Here is an 18160-nt window from a genome sequence, read left to right as displayed (position 1 = left end):
CGGCGATATGGATCATTTTAATCTTACTGTTTTTTCATTTCAGAATGCCTTCCATGTGCATCAGGAAGGAAAAATCGGCAGCCGTTATATATCCGGCGCCGTTGTGTTCATGATCGGCAACACGGTCTTTACCCATTTTGGATGATACCGCTTCTTCGGCCACGCAAAATGTACCGCCAAAACCGCAGCACTCATCGGGGCGGGGTAAGGTAGATCAGCTCCACTCCCGCTACCATATTTAATAACGAAACCGGTTTGGAGAATGGCGATGCGGTTAGCTCCGTCATCTGCGCCAGTTTAAGTCCGCGTTGACCGTGGCAGCTTTGGTGCAGGCCAACCTTATGCGGGAATGCAGCATCCAGTTTTTCAACCTTTAAAACATTAGTCAAAAATTCGGTTAGCTCATATATTTTTCTGCGGATGCCTTGCGCGGCGGGTTCATTATCGTACGGGTATAAATGCTCTTTGATATGCAAAGCGCAACTACCTGAAGGCGAAACAATGTAGTCGTACCCGGCAAAGTTATCTACAAATAAATCGTTACAACCACCCGTCAAATGTTCGTAACCCGAGTTTGCCATTGGCTGCCCGCAGCAAGTTTGCTGTGTGATATAACCCACCTCTACGCCCTGCTTTTCCAATAGCTCTAAAGTAGCTATGGCCGTATTGGGGTAAAACTGATCTACATAACAGGGTATAAAAAGGCCTACTTTCATAATCGGGTCAGCAAAATGGTTGCCGTGGTTTGTGGGCGTAAATTAAAAAGTCCACAGCATTTAACTGTACTTAACTGTATTGTTGTAACTAAGCTTTGGCGTAAGCAACCACATTTTGTTTTGATGTACCTAAACCATCGATGCCTAATTCCACAACATCGCCTGCCTTTAAATAGATAGGTGGTTTAAAACCAAGACCAACGCCGGCGGGCGTACCTGTAGAGATCACATCACCCGGCAGCAAAGTCATAAACTGGCTCACGTAAGATACGATGTAAGGTACTTTAAATATAAAATTAGCGGTTGTGCCCTCCTGCATTTTTTCGCCGTTAACGGTTAGCCAAAGGCGCAGGTTATCTACATCGCCAACCTCATCTGGCGTTACCAGGTATGGGCCCATCGGAGCGAAGGTATCACAACCTTTACCCTTATCCCAGGTACCATTGCGTTCCAGTTGAAATTCACGTTCAGATACATCGTTATGCAGCACATAACCTGCTATATAACCGGCAGCATCAGCTTCCTCCACATAGGATGCTTTTTTGCCGATAACTACCGCCAGTTCCACTTCCCAATCTGTTTTTACCGAGTTTTTAGGGATCATAATATCATCATTAGGCCCAACCAACGAGGTAGTGCTTTTCATAAAGATGATAGGTTCTGACGGTAACGGCGCGTTGGTTTCTTTAGCATGATCGGCATAGTTAAGGCCGACACATACAATTTTAGACGGCCTTGCTATCGGGCTGCCCAAACGGGCCCCCTCAGGAATAGCTTGCAATTCGCTTTGGTGCTCTTTTACGTAAGCAGCCAATTGCGCCGGGCCCCCTATTTCAAAAAACTTTTCGTCGTAATCTTTACCGTAAAAGGAAGTATCGTAGTTAACGCCATCTATTTGTACACCTGTGCGTTCTTCGCCGGCGTTGCCGTATCGTATAAATTTCATACTGTTTTAGTTATTCAATGTAATAAATCCGCCATCAATCGGGTAATCTACTCCGGTTATAAAGCTGGCCTCGTCAGAGCATAAGTACAATGCCAGCGCCGCTATCTCATCGGGTTGCCCCATGCGACCTATGGGTTGGCTTTTAGAGAGCTTATCAAAGATTTCTTCCTGGTTATCGGGATAGTTTTTGGCGATAAAACCATCTACAAACGGCGTATGAACCCTTGCCGGCGAAATGCTATTGCTGCGGATATTATCTACCAGGTAATCACGCGCTACTGACATGCTCATGGCGTAGATTGCACCTTTACTCATCGAGTAGGCAAACCTATCGGTAATACCCACGTGAGCAGCAATTGAGGCCATATTAAGGATGGCGCCTTTGCCTGCGGCTTTCATTAATGGCACAGCGGCGAAAAGGCAATTGTAAGCACCTTTTACATTCACGCTAAAGATGCGGTCAAGGTCGGCTTCGGATGTTTTTTCGACGTTACCTACGTGGGCTATTCCGGCGTTGTTTACCAGGATATCTACCTTGCCAATGGTATTAAATACATTTATTACTGCTTGCTGATCGGAAACGTTGGCGGCATGTGCCTGGCCATTGCCGCCCGCGTTTTTTATTTCGGCGATAACATCGTAAGCAGCATCGGTATTTAATTCGATAATGTGGATGGTAGCGCCTTGTTTGGCAAACAGCAAGGCTATTGCCTTACCTATACCGCTGCCCCCGCCGGTTATAACGGCTATTTTATTTTTTAAGCTGAACATTTATAATGGTTTATAATGAAACGCCTCGTTTCCATGGAATAAAATCGTCCTGACCTAATTGTACTGCCTTTGGCTTGATCTCGCCATTAGCAACATCTATCACATAGTTTAATAAACGGTGTGCGGATTGTTCGATGGTTTCCGCACCCTCTATAACCGTACCGCAGTTAAAGTCAATAATATCGGGCATCTTGTTAAACAGTGTTGTGTTGGTTGATAACTTAATCACTGGCGCAACAGGGTTACCTGTAGGCGTACCCAAGCCTGTAGTAAACAATACAATATTTGCGCCTGATGCTACTTCGGCAGTGGTGCTTTCCACATCGCTGCCGGGGGTACAAAGCAGGTTTAAGCCTGGCTTAGTTACTTTCTCGGGGTAATCTAATACAGCCGTAACAGGCGATGTACCGCCTTTTTTGGCTGCACCTGCAGATTTAATGGCATCTGTTATCAAACCATCTCTGATATTACCCGGTGAGGGGTTAGCGTAAAAACCTGATCCATCTGCTTCGGCCTTGGCATTGTAGGTACGCATCAGGTCCATAAACTTTAAAGCGGTGATATCGTCAACACAACGGTCGCTTAGTTCCTGCTCCACACCGCAAAGCTCCGGAAACTCGGCCAGTACAACGCTGCCGCCCATGGTTACCATCATATCCGACAAATAACCCAAAACAGGGTTTGCCGAGATACCGGAGAAACCATCAGACCCGCCACACTCTAAGCCAATACAAAGTTTATTAATTGGCGCAGGCTGGCGTTGCTGTTTATTTACCTGTATTAAACCCGCGAAGGTTTGTTTAAGCGCTTCGTGCAAAAGGCGGCTTTCGGTGCCAAGCTTTTGCTGCTCAAGTATTATTAAGGGTTTGGAAAAATTCGGATCACGTTTATTGATCTCGACCTGCAAGATGCTGGCCTGTGCATGCTGGCAGCCAAGGCTCAGTATGGTTGCCCCGGCTACGTTTGGATGGGTGATGTAACCCGCTAATAATCCGCAAAGCGCATCAGAATCTGTACGGGTACCGCCGCAGCCCATATCGTGGTTCAGGAATTTGATGCCATCGATATTAGGGAATAGTTTGTTTGATGCACCCGTCTCAGGTGTCATCTGCAGATCGGCCTGTAAAATCTCTTCTACCGATTTACCCGCCTCCAACATGGCTACCAATTGGTCAACCTCGTTCTCGTAACCGCGTGGCTTAGAAAAACCCAATTTATCCTGCAAGGCATCTTTCAATACATTAATATTCCTGTTCTCACAAAAAACCAATGGGATAACCAGCCAGTAATTGGCAGTACCTACAGAACCATCTGACCGGTGGTAGCCGTTAAAGGCGCGGTTAGCAAAAGTGCTTACATCGGGCTGTGCCCAGGTTGTTTTGCGGTTACCGAGAGTAAAATCGTCGGTAGCGTGTTTTAAGTTTTGGGTATTAATGACACCGCCCTGCGGGATGTATTCGCTGGCTTTACCGACCAATACGCCATACATGTACACCTCGTCGCCGGGTTGCAAAGCGTTAATGGTAAACTTATGTTTGCCGGCCACGTTATCAGCCAGTGTAAAACCTAAACCCTCGTGCTCGATAAAAGTACCTTTGGACAGGTCGGTAAGTGCAACAAGTACATTATCGGCTTGGTGAATATGTAAAAAAGTACGTTTAACTTCTTCTACCATAATAATTTATAGTGTGGATGCAGCACCCGTTTGTATACCAGGAGGCTTTAAATAGCTTACCGGTTAAGATGTTATAATTTCAAATAAAATAATTCGCCAAAGCTTTCACAATAAACTTATCTTAAAAAAGGATTGGCAATTGGCTTTAGCCAAGATAGCCAATCGTATTATTAAAACCTATCAATCTGCTTTCTGTTATTGCTATTTCAAAACATTAATGCTTACCGTTGATATGAGGTCGACCGGAAAGCCATTTTTATGTTTAACAACAGAATGTTGATCTGTACAGGATTACAAAGGAAATACATGCCCGGCAATAATACTTTTGTATTATTGGCTAATAATTAAGCGATATTGTACAATTTGCATTACCTGCTATTTACTAAAAAAACAAGATGTATAAACGCAAAAAACTCTCTAAACTTTCGATTTAGAGAGTTTAGAAAATTGATATCGCTTTCTGTCGCCCTGCCTGTACAAATTTCGAACCTTTTCTACATGATTTGGTGTTGTTGGCAAACTTGGTATTATAGTATTAACCTCAAACGCGTGGTGTAAGGCATTTTATTAGTAATAGATAAAAAGAAAAACTACGACTTATGATTTGACATAACTATAGCTATTTCAATTAATAATTTTCAAAAGCATGGTTTTAACTGATTTGATATGTTTATTGAAAAGGGACACCGATTTGAACAATAAACAGGTATTAAACCCTATCAAAATACGTCAAAATAAACTAATCAATTAATTGATTATCAATATATTACAATTCTTTTGGTAGCTCAAACCTAATAATTTAAAATTTGGGGCACCGAATAGGGCACATTTTCCTTTATATAACTTGAATGAATTGGGCTGTAATAAAACAAAAAAGCCTCTAAATCATAGATTTAAAGGCTTTTTGATACTGGTTGGTATCGCTGGTGTCGGGATGGCAGGATTCGAACCTGCGGCCTCCACATCCCAAATGTGGCGCGATACCGGGCTACGCTACATCCCGATTGGGATTGCAAAGGTAGGATTTTTGTGTAGCCATGCAAACTTTTTTTAAAAGAATTTGCACAAGCTTATTTAACCAATTCATTTGCAAAAACTTAGCTATAAAAAAAATTTTAAATAGCAGTAAAACAGCACCCAGTATGCTTAAAATAGTACATATGTAGTATTGATTATCGTTTTAAATGAATGTTACTTTATTAAACGCAACGTTACCGTTACAAGGGCAACTGTTGCAAAAAGCTTATTGCCCGTAAACTGGCGGGCCGTAAGGTTTACAATTATCAAAAGGCCGTACTATTAAATATAGGGGGAATATGGCCGGATGATAAGAAGCCCTGCATCAGCAAATGATACGGGGCTTTACTATTAAATATGACATTGCCACCCGCCTACTTAGCGAAATTCAAGAAATATTTCATCAGACAGGCCGCTTTACAAAAACAATTTAACGCGCTTTGCAATTTACCTAACACACTTGCTTTATCATTTATTAAATTGAGGAATAAGAAATACATAGCTATCCTTGGTGGCGGGCCAAGCGCCCTGTTTATGTTTAAACAGTTTGTTGATGCCAAACGCAACGATTTTACCATAACTATCTTTGAAAAAAGCAATCTGCTTGGCGCGGGTATGCCCTACAGCGCTAACGGGGCTAACGACGAACATGTTACTAATGTATCAGGCAACGAGATCCCCGAGATGGTGACCTCTATTAACGACTGGATAAAAACCGTGTCTAAAGACACGCTGGATAAGTTCCTTATCGACCCTGAAAAGTTTAACGAGTATAAAGTACTGCCGAGATTGCTTTTTGGGCAGTACCTTACCGCCCAGTTTAACCTGTTGCAAAAACAAGCCAAAGAACAAGGCCTGGAGTTTGAAGTACATTACGACAGCGAGGTTACCAATGTTACTGATAACCCCGACAAACAAAACGTAATCGTAGAAATAAATAACGAAACCAAACACGACTTTGACCAGGTAATTATTTGTACCGGCCACAACTGGCCAAAAAAGAACGAGGGCAAAGTGCCGGGATATTTCGATTCGCCCTACCCGCCTGTAAAGCTTGTTTTTAAAACTAATGACGCCGTCGCGATACGGGGCTCATCACTTACCGCTATTGATGCAATACGTACCCTATCGCGCCGTAACGGTATGTTTAATAATGGTGAAGACGGAAAACTTACTTACACGGTTGCCGGCGATAGCAAAGGCTTTAAAATGGTGATGCATTCGCGTAATGGTTTGTTGCCTGCTGTAAGGTTCCATTTAGAAGATTCGCATTTGGCTACAGGCGCTGAGCTTACGCCGGAGGAGATCAAACAAAACCGCGAAGAGAACAACGGTTTCCTTTCGATCGACCTGGTATTTGAGAAAGACTTTAAGCTTGCCTTTAAAGATAAACAGCCCGATTTTTACGAACGCATAAAGGATATGTGCATGGAGGACTTTGTGAACGATACCTTGGATCATCGCGAGAGTATAGATCCTTTTGAGCTTTTTAAAATTGAGTATAAAGAAGCCGAAATATCTATAGAACAACATAAATCCGTGTATTGGAAGGAGATGCTGGGGGTGCTTAGCTTCGCGATGAACTATCCCGCCAAGTACTTTTCGGCGGAGGATATGATTAGGCTGCAGAAAGTTTTAATGCCCTTAATATCAGTAGTTATAGCCTATGCGCCGCAAAATTCTGTTGAGGAGATGATGGCCCTGCACCGGGCAGGCGCCTTAGATATTATTACCGTAGGCGACAATAATTATGTAGAACCAATAGAAGAAGGCGGGGTGATTTACCACTACACCGATGAACAGGAAATTGAGCATGCCGATACCTACAAAATTTATGTCGATTGCGTAGGCCAACCCCATTTAACATTCGACGAGTTCCCATATAAAGGCCTTAGCGAGGCGCGTACCGTTACCCCTGCAAAATTGTGGTTTAAATCACCAAAAAACGGCCAGGAATCACTTAAAAACGACTCGAGAAAAGTAAAATTTGATGGCAAAGGAGGTTATTACTTAACCGTGCCCGGCGTTACCATAAATGACAGCTTCCAGGCTATTGACGACTTTGGCGCATTTAACGAGCGATTATATATAATGGCCGTTCCGTACATTGGCGGTTATAACCCCGACTACTCCGGGCTTGATTTTTGCCTGGAAGCATCGGGCCATATCATCAAATCCATATTAAATAACTGATACTATTGAATACCTAAATACCAGCCTATACCCCAAAACTTTACTTATTACTATTAGGTTCTAAAGCGCCGGGCAGGCATATAGAGCCGCATGATATTTTCTTTGGCATCGCAACTTCGTTAAAGGAATTGGTGCCCGATATTAAAGCCTTTTGGCGCAACACAGGTACCAGACTGCATATTGACGGCTACCGTGAGGTTAATTCCCTTGAAGATTACCGGGTGAAAGTTGTGCCAAAGGCGAAGAACACCAACCATCAGAAAATAAGCTATTTTTTGTAAACCTTGGCGGTTACATTTCCGGCCAACTAGCCCAAGCATCATCATATTGTAATTACTGTGCAAAACGGCAATGGGCCTGCTATACAAGAATTAAAAAAGATCATATTTTACCCCACGAATACTATTGCAGGTATGAAAGGTGCTAACGCGCACATCGACGATAAATACGATATTGATGCGGATGATATTTACCGGATATAAGAGATGTTACCCCCTGCACTAAAAGATAAGTATCATATAGATAACACCCGATGAAGAATTACCAGAGGATGAGATCTATTTGGGTTATTTTATATTAGATAAACTTACATAGTTATCTGTTAATAAGATATTTATGCTATAATTTATAACTTAGTAGTCTTACACTATGCAATTTTAGATAAATACTTCTAATTCAATTTATTTCTAACAAGTTAAAACAACTTGATGTTTTATAGCTTTTATTAGTACAACTTATTGTGCTAATAACAAAATACAACATAAACATCATGGCTAAAAAAGAAACCGGAACTGAACCGAAATTCGCCATCGCATCGCCGGAGAAAACTGACACGGGCTTGCTCGACCTATTTAAAGATGGCATCACTAAAGGCCATGTAACTCGTCTTGAAGAAGTGTTCGGCCTGTCAGACGAAAAGATCATCGCCAAAAAATTCGATGCTATGGAGGGCATCACTAAAGAGGGTGAAAGCATTGTGGAAAGTACGGAAGCAGGTACCCACGCGCGCGACGTAGGTATCATTATGGCATCACAAAAGGTAGAACAGTACGAAATTGCTACTTATGGCGGCTTGGCTTCGTTGGCCACTACCTTAGGCTTAACAGATGTGGCTGCTATTTTGGAACAGACCCTTGCTGAAGAAAAAACAGCAGACGCGAAATTAACAGAAGTTACCACAACCATCGCACAAGCATAATTATGGCTAAAAATGAAAAAGCCGCAAAACCGGCTATCGATACAACCAACCGAAAAAACGAACAATTAGGCCAGTTTAGGGATGATGCCGCAGGGCAGCAGATGACTATTAATACAGGGTTAAAAATAAACGACGACCAAAATTCTTTGAAAGCAGGTGACCGCGGCCCCTCTCTTTTAGAGGATTTTATCCTTCGCGAAAAAATAACCCATTTTGACCACGAACGCATTCCTGAGCGGGTTGTGCATGCCCGTGGTTCGGGTGCGCATGGGGTGTTTAAGTTATACGAAAGCCAATCGGCTGTAACCAAAGCCTTGTTCCTGAATGATACGGAAACCGAGACGCCTGTATTCGTACGTTTTTCTACCGTTGCGGGCTCAAAAGGCTCCAGCGACCTGGCGAGAGATGTACGCGGTTTCGCAGTACGCTTTTATACACAAGAAGGCAACTTTGACTTGGTAGGCAATAACATGCCTGTATTTTTTATACAGGATGCGATCAAATTTCCCGACCTGATCCACGCGGTTAAACCAGAACCGAATAATGAGATCCCGCAGGCAGCATCGGCACACGATACATTTTGGGATTTTATTTCCCTAATGCCCGAATCTGCGCATATGATCATGTGGGCCATGAGCGACCGTGCCCTGCCCCGCAGCTTACGCATGATGGAAGGCTTTGGCGTACATACGTTCCGCTTTGTGAATGCGGAGGGTGTAGCCAGCTTTGTGAAATTCCATTGGAAACCATTATTGGGTGTACACTCTGTTGCCTGGGACGAAGCACAGAACATATCGGGTAAAGACTCGGATTTCCACCGTCGTGATCTTTGGGATGCCATTGATAGCGGTGCCTTCCCGGAATGGGAACTCGGCGTGCAAATCGTACCAGAAGAGGATGAATTTAAGTTTGAATTTGACTTGTTGGATTCTACCAAACTGATCCCTGAAGAATTAGTGCCGGTACAACGGATTGGTAAAATGACGTTGAACCGTAACCCAGACAATTTTTTTGCCGAGACCGAACAAGTTGCATTCCATTTAGGTCACATAGTACCGGGTATCGATTTCACCAACGACCCATTATTACAAGGCCGTTTGTTCTCCTACACAGATACACAGCTACTACGTTTGGGTGGGCCAAACTTTCAGCAAATCCCGATCAACCGCCCTGTAGTGCCGGTTTATAACAATCAGCGCGATGGCTTTTCACGCCATAATATTGACACTGGTAAAACCAGTTACAGCCCAAATTCACTTAACAAAAACTCACCGGAGCAAGTTAGGGCCGAACAAGGTGGTTATGTAACTTTCCCTGAACGTATTGATTCTGTTAAGATCCGTGCAAGAAGCAAAAGTTTCCTGGATCATTTTAGCCAGGCAAGATTGTTCTTCAACAGCCAGTCGGATCCGGAGAAAAACCATATTGTAGATGCTTTGAGTTTTGAGCTTGGTAAAGTAAAAACCGTTGCCATCCGCGAACGCATGTTAGGCATCCTATCATTAATTGATAAAGGCCTTGCAGCGGAGGTTGCGTATGCTTTGGGCTTACACGTACCGCAATCACCAGAAACTCCAATCAACAAAAGTATCCCTGCGGATGCCGCTACAGAAGATTACGAATCTGTACAGGTAGAAGGTTCGTTATCTAAATCTGAAGCTTTGAGCATGGCCAATACGATCAAGGATAGTATCCAAACCCGTAAGGTAGCGATACTTGCTGCTGACGGTGTGGACGAGAAAGCATTGTTCGCCGTAAAAAAAGCTATTGAAGCCGAGGGTGGCGCGGTTAAGATAATTGCACCAAGGTTAGGTTTTATTACCTCACTGAACGACGAAAAGATCCAGGCAGATGAAAGCTTTTTAACGGCAGCATCTGTATTGTTTGATGCCGTTTATGTACCGGGTGGCGGCAATAGCGTGGCTTCTATAGAAGCCGTACCTAATGCTGTACATTTCCTGAATGAAGCTTTTAAACATTGCAAGGCAATAGCGGCAGATGGAGGTGCTATGCAAGTTTTAGAAGCAACCTATTTCAGTAAAAAGATTGAGAACGATGAAGGCGTTATGGTAGGTGATGATGCTGTTACTTTAGCCGCAGAGTTTATCGAAGCCATTAAGCAGCACCGTTTCTGGGAACGCGAAAAGCCGAGAAAGATCCCGGCTTAATATTATATATTTAGAAAGCGCCTTATTTAATAAGGCGCTTTTTTATGCGTTTAAAACAGCAAGTGCGCCTTCGTTGCTTTGCTGAGCGGCGATATCGTAAACCGTCAATCCGCGCGCATCGGTTAGGGTTTTATCCGCACCAGCGTCAAGCAATTGTTTCAGCATATCATTACGGCCAAACATAGCGGCAAACATCAGGGCTGTACCCCCGTTGCCGTGCATTTGGTTAAGGTTCGCGCCGCTGTAGATGAGTAATTGAGCAATATCGGCATAACCTTTGAAGCAAACGCCCATTAACGCCGTGTTGCCTCCAAAATCGGCACCGTTGATATCAGCGCCGTTGTCCAGCAGAAAACGAACCGCTTCAATTTGGTTATTATAGCAGGCAATTATTAGAGGCGTGTACCCTTTAGCATCCTTGGCCTCTATACTTACCCCTTGTTTTAAAAGCTCCTCAATTACAAGAACCTCCCCTTTGCGTGCCGCATGTATCAGCACTTCATTAAAGTCTACGTTTTCCATCATTTACCTAACCTTTAATAAGTTTTAAAGTTTGCCTTTGGCGATGATAAAATCAATCCCAGTTAAAGGTTACTTCGCGGTTGTTCAGTTTCCATTTTTCGGGGTACTGGTTGGTTAGCCAGTCTAAAGGTTCGCCGTTTGGTTGTATACGGGCGGCATTGGCAAAGGCTTGTTTAATGGCGGCCTTTTGCTTAGTACCAATAAACCTATCTCGGCAAGATATAAAAAGCGGCGAGCTACTTTCTGCCAGTAACTGCAGCCATTTTTGGGTTTTATGCCTTGGCACATCTTTGGTTATACCTACGCAATCGCCATCGGCCGCATAAAAGGTATATTTTGCGGCAGGCGGAAACCAAGGGCTTTAACGCCCATCTTTTTAGTACGCGCCCACTCCTTGCCGCTGGTATCATCACCAATACGGTTAAGCTCGAACACGCCTTCCGACAAATGGCTGGCGGTATTACAGCCAATGATGTAAATATCACCGGCCGCTTCGCGAATGGCGCCGTACAGATGGTTCATTATCTCGGCATTGGTTTTAGTTTGGTCGTGGAATTTCCAGCCCGGGGCGGTAAAGGTATCTTTCATCTGTACACCCCACTTGCCAAATATATCCCAGGTGCTGTAATCGTGCTTCACCATGTGGTAACCCCATTGTTTGTACAGCGCTATGTTGCGTTTTATACGGGTGATGTTTTCTGGGATGGTTGGGTCCAGGATTAGTTCATCGTCCTGCCCACGCCCCGGAATTTTGGGAGAAAGCAGGGTTTTGCTATCGTCCTTCCGGGCAATTAAAGGGCGTGTCCATAAACCCGGGCGCATGCCGTGGCTTTTAATTTCATCAGCCATTTTATGCAGGTCTTTAAACTTATCGTTCACAACAACAGGCCGCGCAAAGGCTGGTTAAAAACATCAAACAGTACAATTATCATTTAACAACCGGTTTTTTAGGCACGCCCTACCTTTGCCACGTGTTGAGCAAGTTTGGCCATACCGATGTCGCTTATAAGCTTTTATTGCAGGCCACTTACCCATCGTGGCTTTACCGATAAAAAAAACGATGGAACTTTTGAAGCCCCATCTATGAACTCGTATAACCATTATGCCTATGGTGCCATTGGCGATTGGATGTACCGCGTTATTGAGGGTATAGATACCAAAACAGATGAACCGGGGTACAAGCACATCACTGTTAAACCAACTAAAGGTGGTGTTTTAACTTACGCTAATGCAGATTATAAAACGAATTATGACGTGGTAAAATCGCACTGGAAAATTGCTGATGGGAAACTATTTCTGGATGTGAAGATCCCGGCAAATGCAACCGAAACCATTTATGTACCTACTCAAAACAATGGAACAGTTACCGAAAACGGCAAAGCAATTGCAGTAATCAAAGCCAAACAAAATACTACGGGATACCAGCTTACAGAAGCCGGATCTGGTAAGTATCGGTTTACTACCAGCTGGAAATAACAAGCACTGGCTAACATTATGTAAACAAAACCTGCGTTAAGGTAGTTATATCAATAACCGGATCGTAATTAAATACATCCATTTAAAAAGAATTTGATATGAAAAACTCATTCAAAAAAAAGGATAATAGCGGCATTTTAATTGCAGGTTTAGCCATTGGTGCAATGTTCGCCGGGGCCATAACTTATTTATACATCCGCAAAAAAGGAGAGATACATGCTGCAGCAAATTAGTTAAAAAAGCATGCCAAAGACTACCTGAAAAAGAAAGTTAAAAAGAAATTAAAAACAGAAATAAAAGCTTTATAAACGCTACTTTTTTTAAAAATTATAAATTACTTTTACTACAAAATGTGAAACAAGCGGCTAATTATTTTTTCACACCATGTGTACCAACCGCATGGCCAATTAAATACCCTATTACAAGTGCAATAACGATTAGCGCGTATAATAAATACTGTCGCTTCTCCATGTTGGTTTGAACTTTTCTTAATTGAGATTGATGAAGCAGCTTTTCGTTTTGTAGCTTCATATTTTGCTGTTGCAGTTTAGAAAGGGTACCATTTACCTCCACAGGTTTCTCTTGTTCTGATTTATAACGGCAAACAAACCCACCTGCTTTGAGAAACTTATCACCTTTGGGTTTAAGCACAAGTTTTTCCGGCAGGTCGTAATCACCGTGTTTGCCGGTTTCTGCAATAAATCCTTCACGGGTAAGGATCTGTACAAGGGCAAAAGCTGTTGCCTCGTCCTGGTCAAAAAGCTCGAGTAATTGTGGTCTGGTTAAACTATCCGGGATTCCAAAGGCCTCCAGCACAGCGTCCAGCATTTCACATTCGTATTCATTCAGCTCAATCATCCCTACAAAAATAGCAATATCGCATTAGTATCCTTATTTGTAAATAAAAAGACGTTGCTAAAAGATCCGCTTTTAAAGATCAAAGACTGTAAATCATAAAATTTACAGGATTTAATGCATTAACGCATTCGGATAAGCGGTAAGGGAGGAAAGTAACCCATCCTCTAAAGGTGATTATTAAAGTATTGTTATTTTTTATAAAAGGGGTCATTTTGCAAAATTGCCCATAATGCTGGGAGGTAGCCATCTTCCTGTTTAGCCCGGTCTAAGTAAAATTTATAATTGCCTGAGTGTGCCATATCATCGGTTTCATCAAAAGCGATATTTAATACGCGCGGTTAATATTGCTTTAGGTATTCCTTACTTAATTCATAAGTAAGAAAATCTAAACGAGTAGAGTCGCCCAAGTAAGGCGGAACCTTATGATGTAATTGATTCAAATAGCTTAAGCGGGCATTGGCATCGGTTCTTCACGTCAGCATAACCCGAGTATACCAGCAAGCCAAAGCGATGTATATTCAGTGTTTGCGGAAACCACTCCCATAATGAAAATGCGGCAACTTTGCCTTCAAAACCTTTCTGCTTGTTCAGATATTCAAGCACGTTCATATTGAAATTAGTAATTGGGTCGTTCGTATTCATCTTTTCAATCGCAAAGCCTGTAAATATTCCATTATAACTTGGATAAAACAATAAGGGTTAGCCACTTAAAACTTATTACCAATGTCGCGGTTGTCATAAATCTGCCCTTGCTTATCAATAACCATCCATAAAAAAAGGAAAATTAATTTCCGTCGGCTAGTTACGGTAGCAGACCAATACCTTTTGCGTACTTTCTCATTATCTTTAGTAAAGGCAGATTTCATCATCCCGGTATCTGCACCGCAGAATATTTCTTGCCAATGCATACCATCAAGTGTACAATTATTAAATTTTTGTTTTGTGCCTGCGCAAAAGCAGGTATGATGGTGGCTGTCGAAAACGCCAACACTACTATTAATATCCTTTTCATAAATATAGGTTTTCAAGCAAAGCCATGCGGCCCTGCTTGAAATTATCGGCATTTGATGTGCGTTCTGAAGCAGGGTATTGAAAGCGTAACGCTATCCGCCCTCCGTTGCCTGTTCCTGGCCCGGTAGTAAAGGCTAGGATGCCGATTCTCCGAAAATTGAAATAAGATTCTAAACCCGAATGGTATTTAAGGATTATCTTGGCGCACACTATCCCAGCGATGAGACAATTTCTTCTATACCCAACTGATATTCCAAATAAATTTTATTAATAACAGTGCCTTTGATTTTTAAAAATTATTAAGAAAGTCACTTAACATGGTCCCTTTTTCCAGCTTCAGTCTAAATCTTAACCGGTATCGGGATTTGGCTACTGTATCAGGCGAGGTATTCATTAAAACCGCTATCTGTTTGGTAGACAGGCGCATTTTTAGAAACGCACAAAGCTTTAGGGAGGAGGTTTTAAGGTCGGGGTACTGTTCTTTCAGACGGTTTAATACGTCATTATGAACAATATCAAAGTGATCTTTGAATTTTTCCCATTCACGGTTAGACTGCATGCCCTTATGTATAAAAGCCTCTAATTGCTGCAGGTTTTCTTTTACATCAGCCTCGGTTGATTCCTTAAGAACCCTGTTTACCTGAGTCTTTATTTTAGTTAAAAATTCATTTTTTTGAGTTATGTTGAGCGTTAGTGATGTTAACTCATTATTTTTATGCTCCATTTCTGCCTGAAACTTTTCTTTTTCAAGCACTAATACCCGCTTTTCTTTTTCCAGCTCCAGTGCTTTAATTAGTTTTTCCTGATTAAGGAGCCGTTCACGTTCCAAAAGCGATATGCCTTCTATTTCAAGATTTGCTTTCTGTAAAGCAAGTATATCCCGTTGAGCAATCAGATTAGCTTGCTCCAGTTCTTTCTCTTTTCCCCAAAGGATTTGCTGGTTTTGCAGATCAAGACGGTATCGCTGTTTTTTAAACCTTCCGCGGATCGTTCTGGCTGAAAATAATACAGAAAATAAAAAAGCCACAACGTAAACCGTATATGCCCACGTTTCCTGGAACCAGGGGGGCTCTATTTCAAACTTAAATGTGTCAACCGAGCTAATTTTACCGTAGTTATCTCTCGCTCTCAATTTTAAAATATAATCTCCGGCAGGCAGATTGGTAAAATCTTTATAATTATCATTTGACCATTTATTTATCCACGCTTCCTCTTCGCCGTGTTTTAACAAAATAAACTGATACTGGGTATTAGCTGCATCTTCGTAATGATTGGCAGAAAAAGAAAACCTAAGCGAGTTCTGTTTAATGGTAAGAATTGGCTTTCTGTTACCATTATATCCTGCCGATACTACCAGGTAAGGACTTGCACCTAATTCTACTTCTGATATAAACGCCTTAAAATTGAATACCACACCAGACTTTGCATCCTCTTCTCCTTCGTTATAAATTGCAAAGCCATCCTGCGTACTTAAAATAATATGATCTTTATCCAAGCGCTTAATACTTTCAAAAGAATTAACCAGTTTTCCCTGGAACTTATTGGTTGAGAAAATTATTTTAAAATGATCCCTACCGTCGGTTTCCACCTTGCTTACAGAACCTCCGTTAAAAACAATCCAGAAGTGTGATTTATCGGTCTGAAAAATACGCTCTATGTGATTTTTTTTACCTGTAACAGCATTTAATGCGGTATACGGCTCTATTTGCTCCCGGTCAAAATTGAAACGGTAAACGCCGGTATGAGTGGCAAAAACAACTTCATTATTCAATTTGCATACGGTATTATCAAAATTAAAAGGAAGCCCGTTTGACGCATTAAAAGTTTTAATACTTGTAACGCTGTCCAGTTGTTTGTTAAGTCTTAACTTAAAAACACCTTTATTACCGTGGCTTACCCATATATCACCTAACTTATCTTCTATTAAAAAACGAGATGATTCATTAAAGCCTTTTATTTTATTTTTCATTACCCATTTACCAGCATGTTTGGTGAATACCTCTAGTCCGTAATAGGTGCCGCTAATAACAGTTTCGTTGTTTTGAATAAGCAGGTACAACCAAGTACCTGATTTAGCCACCGATCTAATTTGTTTATCATTAAGTGTATAACCTCCACTTACATTCCCTGCGAAGATAAGGCTGTCAATATTGTTGAGGCTCCAGGTTAAACCCGAAATATCTGCTTTTTTGAAACTTGGATTATTAGTCAGAAGAGATGTATAAAATACACCTTCGGATGTTGCCAGATATAGTTTTTTGTTAATAGAAGCGGAAGAATATGCTATGCCTGTTACCTTTAATCGTTCGTTGATAAAAGTAAAAGGTTTAAAAAGTGGGATATAGGTTATACCATTAATTAAAGTAACCCATAAATTCTTTTCAGAATCAATGTATGTGCCGGTTACGTTATCCCCTGCAAGTCCGTTCTCTTCCTGAATATGGTAAATTATATCTCCGTTTAATTTAGTTATAAACAGACCGGATAACTGTGATGAAATAACGATATATCGGTTATCCAAAATAATCATTTTATCTAACCCATAGTTGGAGAAAGAAAAATTTACCTGTCCCAGCCACGAAGATATCTTGTCACCATCAACTAAAAATATTCCTTTACTGTTTACACTTACCAGGAATTGCTTATCGCTTATTTTAACAATGCCGCTTATGAAAAGGTATTTAAAATAGCTGCCCCACGTTACGGGTATAAATGTTTTACCCGCGAAACGCATTAACCGGCCATTATCTGTTATATAAATATCTCCGCCTACATTAAACGACTTTCCGAAATGTACCTGAGGGTAATAAATTTTCGCCTTTTTCTTACTAATAAAAATCAACTGCTCAAAAGACGTAAATAATACCCCTTCGGCGGTGATGTAGGTATTCCATATCTCGTTAAAGTTTCGCTCCTTGGGACTAATATGTTTTAATAAGGAAACATAGCGGTTGTAGCCGGTTGAATCTTTATCCAGATAACCAAACTCACTTCTTCCACCTACATAAACTCGTCCATTTCTATCTGCAGCAAGCGATGTACAACTAGATGAATTAGGCAACGTTATTGTGCGCCATTTTACTCCATCATATTCCAGAACACCCTGTAGATTTGCAAAATACATGATACCCTGCTGATCCTGAACTGCACCAAAACAGTTAGGATGGGCATGATATTCATTTGCAGAAAAATTATTAATTTCTGGCAAACCCAAATTTTTTAACTGTGCTAAAACCGCGCCGGGTATAAACCAAGCCACAAAAGCAACCCATTTAAAAGCGCTTTTTAATCTCATAAAATTCATAACTGGTAAAGTACAATGTACTATACTTTTAAAGGGTTTGTGAAATTTTATCTGATTTTTTAATAAGAAGTTTAGTTTAACATGTCTATTATACAATAAATTGATTATCAATTATTTATAATTTATTTGTCCGTTTTTACTGTAAGTATTATATTAAATAGTCTTTATTTTGTCTTATTTATTTACAAACACTTGTCCATTTTCTGTCCAGTTCATTACCCGTTTATTCGTATCAGGCAAGGTTACATTTGTATACCAACTGCAAAGCGATTAATTCTTTGCAGAATAACCAAGAAACCAATTTT

At 41.4% G+C, this 18160-nt stretch carries 20 protein-coding genes and 1 tRNA gene; 8 read left to right on the top strand and 13 right to left on the bottom strand.

All coding sequences use genetic code 11. From position 1 onward, the window contains the following. Window positions 1–34: 34 nt before the first annotated feature. The 6 genes from NAF17_RS18245 to NAF17_RS03990 form a co-directional block, all read right to left on the bottom strand. Entirely contained in the window at window positions 35–163 is a 129-nt protein-coding gene (locus NAF17_RS18245) for a hypothetical protein (protein WP_370340539.1), read from the bottom strand. A gap of 28 nt (window positions 164–191) precedes the next feature. Continuing rightward, window positions 192–716 (bottom strand): heterodisulfide reductase-related iron-sulfur binding cluster, encoded by a 525-nt coding sequence (locus NAF17_RS04010; protein ID WP_370340537.1) that lies wholly within the window; start codon window positions 714–716, stop codon window positions 192–194. An 88-nt stretch (window positions 717–804) separates the two neighbouring features. Then, entirely contained in the window at window positions 805–1662 is an 858-nt protein-coding gene (locus NAF17_RS04005; protein ID WP_252756689.1) for a fumarylacetoacetate hydrolase family protein, read from the bottom strand. Between the two features lie 6 nt (window positions 1663–1668). Continuing rightward, window positions 1669–2433: an SDR family NAD(P)-dependent oxidoreductase gene (locus NAF17_RS04000; protein WP_252756688.1), complete on the bottom strand. Its 765-nt coding sequence runs from the start codon at window positions 2431–2433 to the stop codon at window positions 1669–1671. Window positions 2434–2443: 10 nt separating this feature from the next. Further along, the gene (locus NAF17_RS03995; RefSeq protein WP_252756687.1) at window positions 2444–4108 is read right to left on the bottom strand and encodes a UxaA family hydrolase; all 1665 of its coding nucleotides are present in this window, start codon (window positions 4106–4108) and stop codon (window positions 2444–2446) included. Window positions 4109–5037: 929 nt separating this feature from the next. Further along, window positions 5038–5111: transfer RNA gene (locus tag NAF17_RS03990), tRNA-Pro, on the bottom strand. A gap of 371 nt (window positions 5112–5482) precedes the next feature. Between NAF17_RS03990 and NAF17_RS03985 the strand changes: the two genes are divergently transcribed. The 5 genes from NAF17_RS03985 to NAF17_RS03965 all read left to right on the top strand — a co-directional run bounded on the left by NAF17_RS03985 (window position 5483) and on the right by NAF17_RS03965 (window position 10684). Beyond that, complete coding sequence (locus NAF17_RS03985) at window positions 5483–7318, top strand: FAD/NAD(P)-binding protein (protein ID WP_252756686.1); 1836 nt, start codon at window positions 5483–5485, stop codon at window positions 7316–7318. 131 nt (window positions 7319–7449) lie between these two features. Then, window positions 7450–7599 carry a DUF1543 domain-containing protein gene (locus NAF17_RS03980; protein WP_252756685.1) on the top strand — a complete coding sequence of 50 codons (150 nt, stop codon included), beginning with the start codon at window positions 7450–7452 and terminating at the stop codon, window positions 7597–7599. A 57-nt stretch (window positions 7600–7656) separates the two neighbouring features. Next, a complete protein-coding gene (locus tag NAF17_RS03975; protein WP_252756684.1) occupies window positions 7657–7800 on the top strand; it encodes a hypothetical protein in 144 nt (47 codons plus the stop codon). 287 nt (window positions 7801–8087) lie between these two features. Continuing rightward, the gene (locus NAF17_RS03970; RefSeq protein WP_252756683.1) at window positions 8088–8516 is read left to right on the top strand and encodes a YciE/YciF ferroxidase family protein; all 429 of its coding nucleotides are present in this window, start codon (window positions 8088–8090) and stop codon (window positions 8514–8516) included. A gap of 2 nt (window positions 8517–8518) precedes the next feature. Next, window positions 8519–10684, top strand: coding sequence for a catalase (locus NAF17_RS03965; protein WP_252756682.1), 2166 nt, complete (start codon window positions 8519–8521; stop codon window positions 10682–10684). Between the two features lie 42 nt (window positions 10685–10726). On the opposite strand, the gene NAF17_RS03960 is transcribed toward NAF17_RS03965, so the two are convergent. The 3 genes from NAF17_RS03960 to NAF17_RS03950 are packed head-to-tail and all read right to left on the bottom strand — an operon-like array spanning window position 10727 to window position 12085. Continuing rightward, window positions 10727–11209 (bottom strand): ankyrin repeat domain-containing protein, encoded by a 483-nt coding sequence (locus tag NAF17_RS03960; protein WP_370340531.1) that lies wholly within the window; start codon window positions 11207–11209, stop codon window positions 10727–10729. A gap of 49 nt (window positions 11210–11258) precedes the next feature. Beyond that, the gene (locus tag NAF17_RS03955; protein ID WP_252756681.1) at window positions 11259–11492 is read right to left on the bottom strand and encodes a hypothetical protein; all 234 of its coding nucleotides are present in this window, start codon (window positions 11490–11492) and stop codon (window positions 11259–11261) included. A 14-nt stretch (window positions 11493–11506) separates the two neighbouring features. Beyond that, the gene (locus tag NAF17_RS03950) at window positions 11507–12085 is read right to left on the bottom strand and encodes an alpha-amylase family protein (RefSeq protein WP_252756680.1); all 579 of its coding nucleotides are present in this window, start codon (window positions 12083–12085) and stop codon (window positions 11507–11509) included. Window positions 12086–12105: 20 nt separating this feature from the next. Between NAF17_RS03950 and NAF17_RS18240 the strand changes: the two genes are divergently transcribed. The 3 genes from NAF17_RS18240 (at window position 12106) to NAF17_RS18040 (ending at window position 12915) form a co-directional block, all read left to right on the top strand. Next, a complete protein-coding gene (locus NAF17_RS18240) occupies window positions 12106–12258 on the top strand; it encodes an alpha-L-rhamnosidase-related protein (RefSeq protein ID WP_370340872.1) in 153 nt (50 codons plus the stop codon). Next, complete coding sequence (locus NAF17_RS03945; RefSeq protein WP_252756679.1) at window positions 12203–12682, top strand: alpha-L-rhamnosidase C-terminal domain-containing protein; 480 nt, start codon at window positions 12203–12205, stop codon at window positions 12680–12682. The genes NAF17_RS18240 and NAF17_RS03945 overlap by 56 nt, the downstream gene beginning before the upstream one ends. Before the next feature lie 98 nt (window positions 12683–12780). After that, window positions 12781–12915 carry a hypothetical protein gene (locus NAF17_RS18040; protein WP_256474414.1) on the top strand — a complete coding sequence of 45 codons (135 nt, stop codon included), beginning with the start codon at window positions 12781–12783 and terminating at the stop codon, window positions 12913–12915. A gap of 136 nt (window positions 12916–13051) precedes the next feature. Here NAF17_RS18040 and NAF17_RS03940 read toward each other — a convergent pair whose 3' ends face one another. From NAF17_RS03940 to NAF17_RS03925, 4 genes are all read right to left on the bottom strand, one after another. Continuing rightward, window positions 13052–13540, bottom strand: coding sequence for a hypothetical protein (locus tag NAF17_RS03940; RefSeq protein ID WP_252756678.1), 489 nt, complete (start codon window positions 13538–13540; stop codon window positions 13052–13054). Window positions 13541–13960: 420 nt separating this feature from the next. Further along, window positions 13961–14182, bottom strand: coding sequence for a hypothetical protein (locus NAF17_RS03935; RefSeq protein ID WP_252756677.1), 222 nt, complete (start codon window positions 14180–14182; stop codon window positions 13961–13963). A gap of 65 nt (window positions 14183–14247) precedes the next feature. Then, the gene (locus tag NAF17_RS03930; RefSeq protein WP_252756676.1) at window positions 14248–14568 is read right to left on the bottom strand and encodes a hypothetical protein; all 321 of its coding nucleotides are present in this window, start codon (window positions 14566–14568) and stop codon (window positions 14248–14250) included. A 272-nt stretch (window positions 14569–14840) separates the two neighbouring features. Next, complete coding sequence (locus NAF17_RS03925) at window positions 14841–17966, bottom strand: sbcc family protein (RefSeq protein ID WP_252756675.1); 3126 nt, start codon at window positions 17964–17966, stop codon at window positions 14841–14843. Window positions 17967–18160 lie beyond the last annotated feature (194 nt).

Source organism: Mucilaginibacter aurantiaciroseus (assembly GCF_024055595.1).
Classification (GTDB): domain Bacteria; phylum Bacteroidota; class Bacteroidia; order Sphingobacteriales; family Sphingobacteriaceae; genus Mucilaginibacter; species Mucilaginibacter aurantiaciroseus.
The sequence above is the reverse complement of the archived record's forward strand: the minus strand, read 5'-3'. Positions and strand labels throughout refer to the sequence as shown.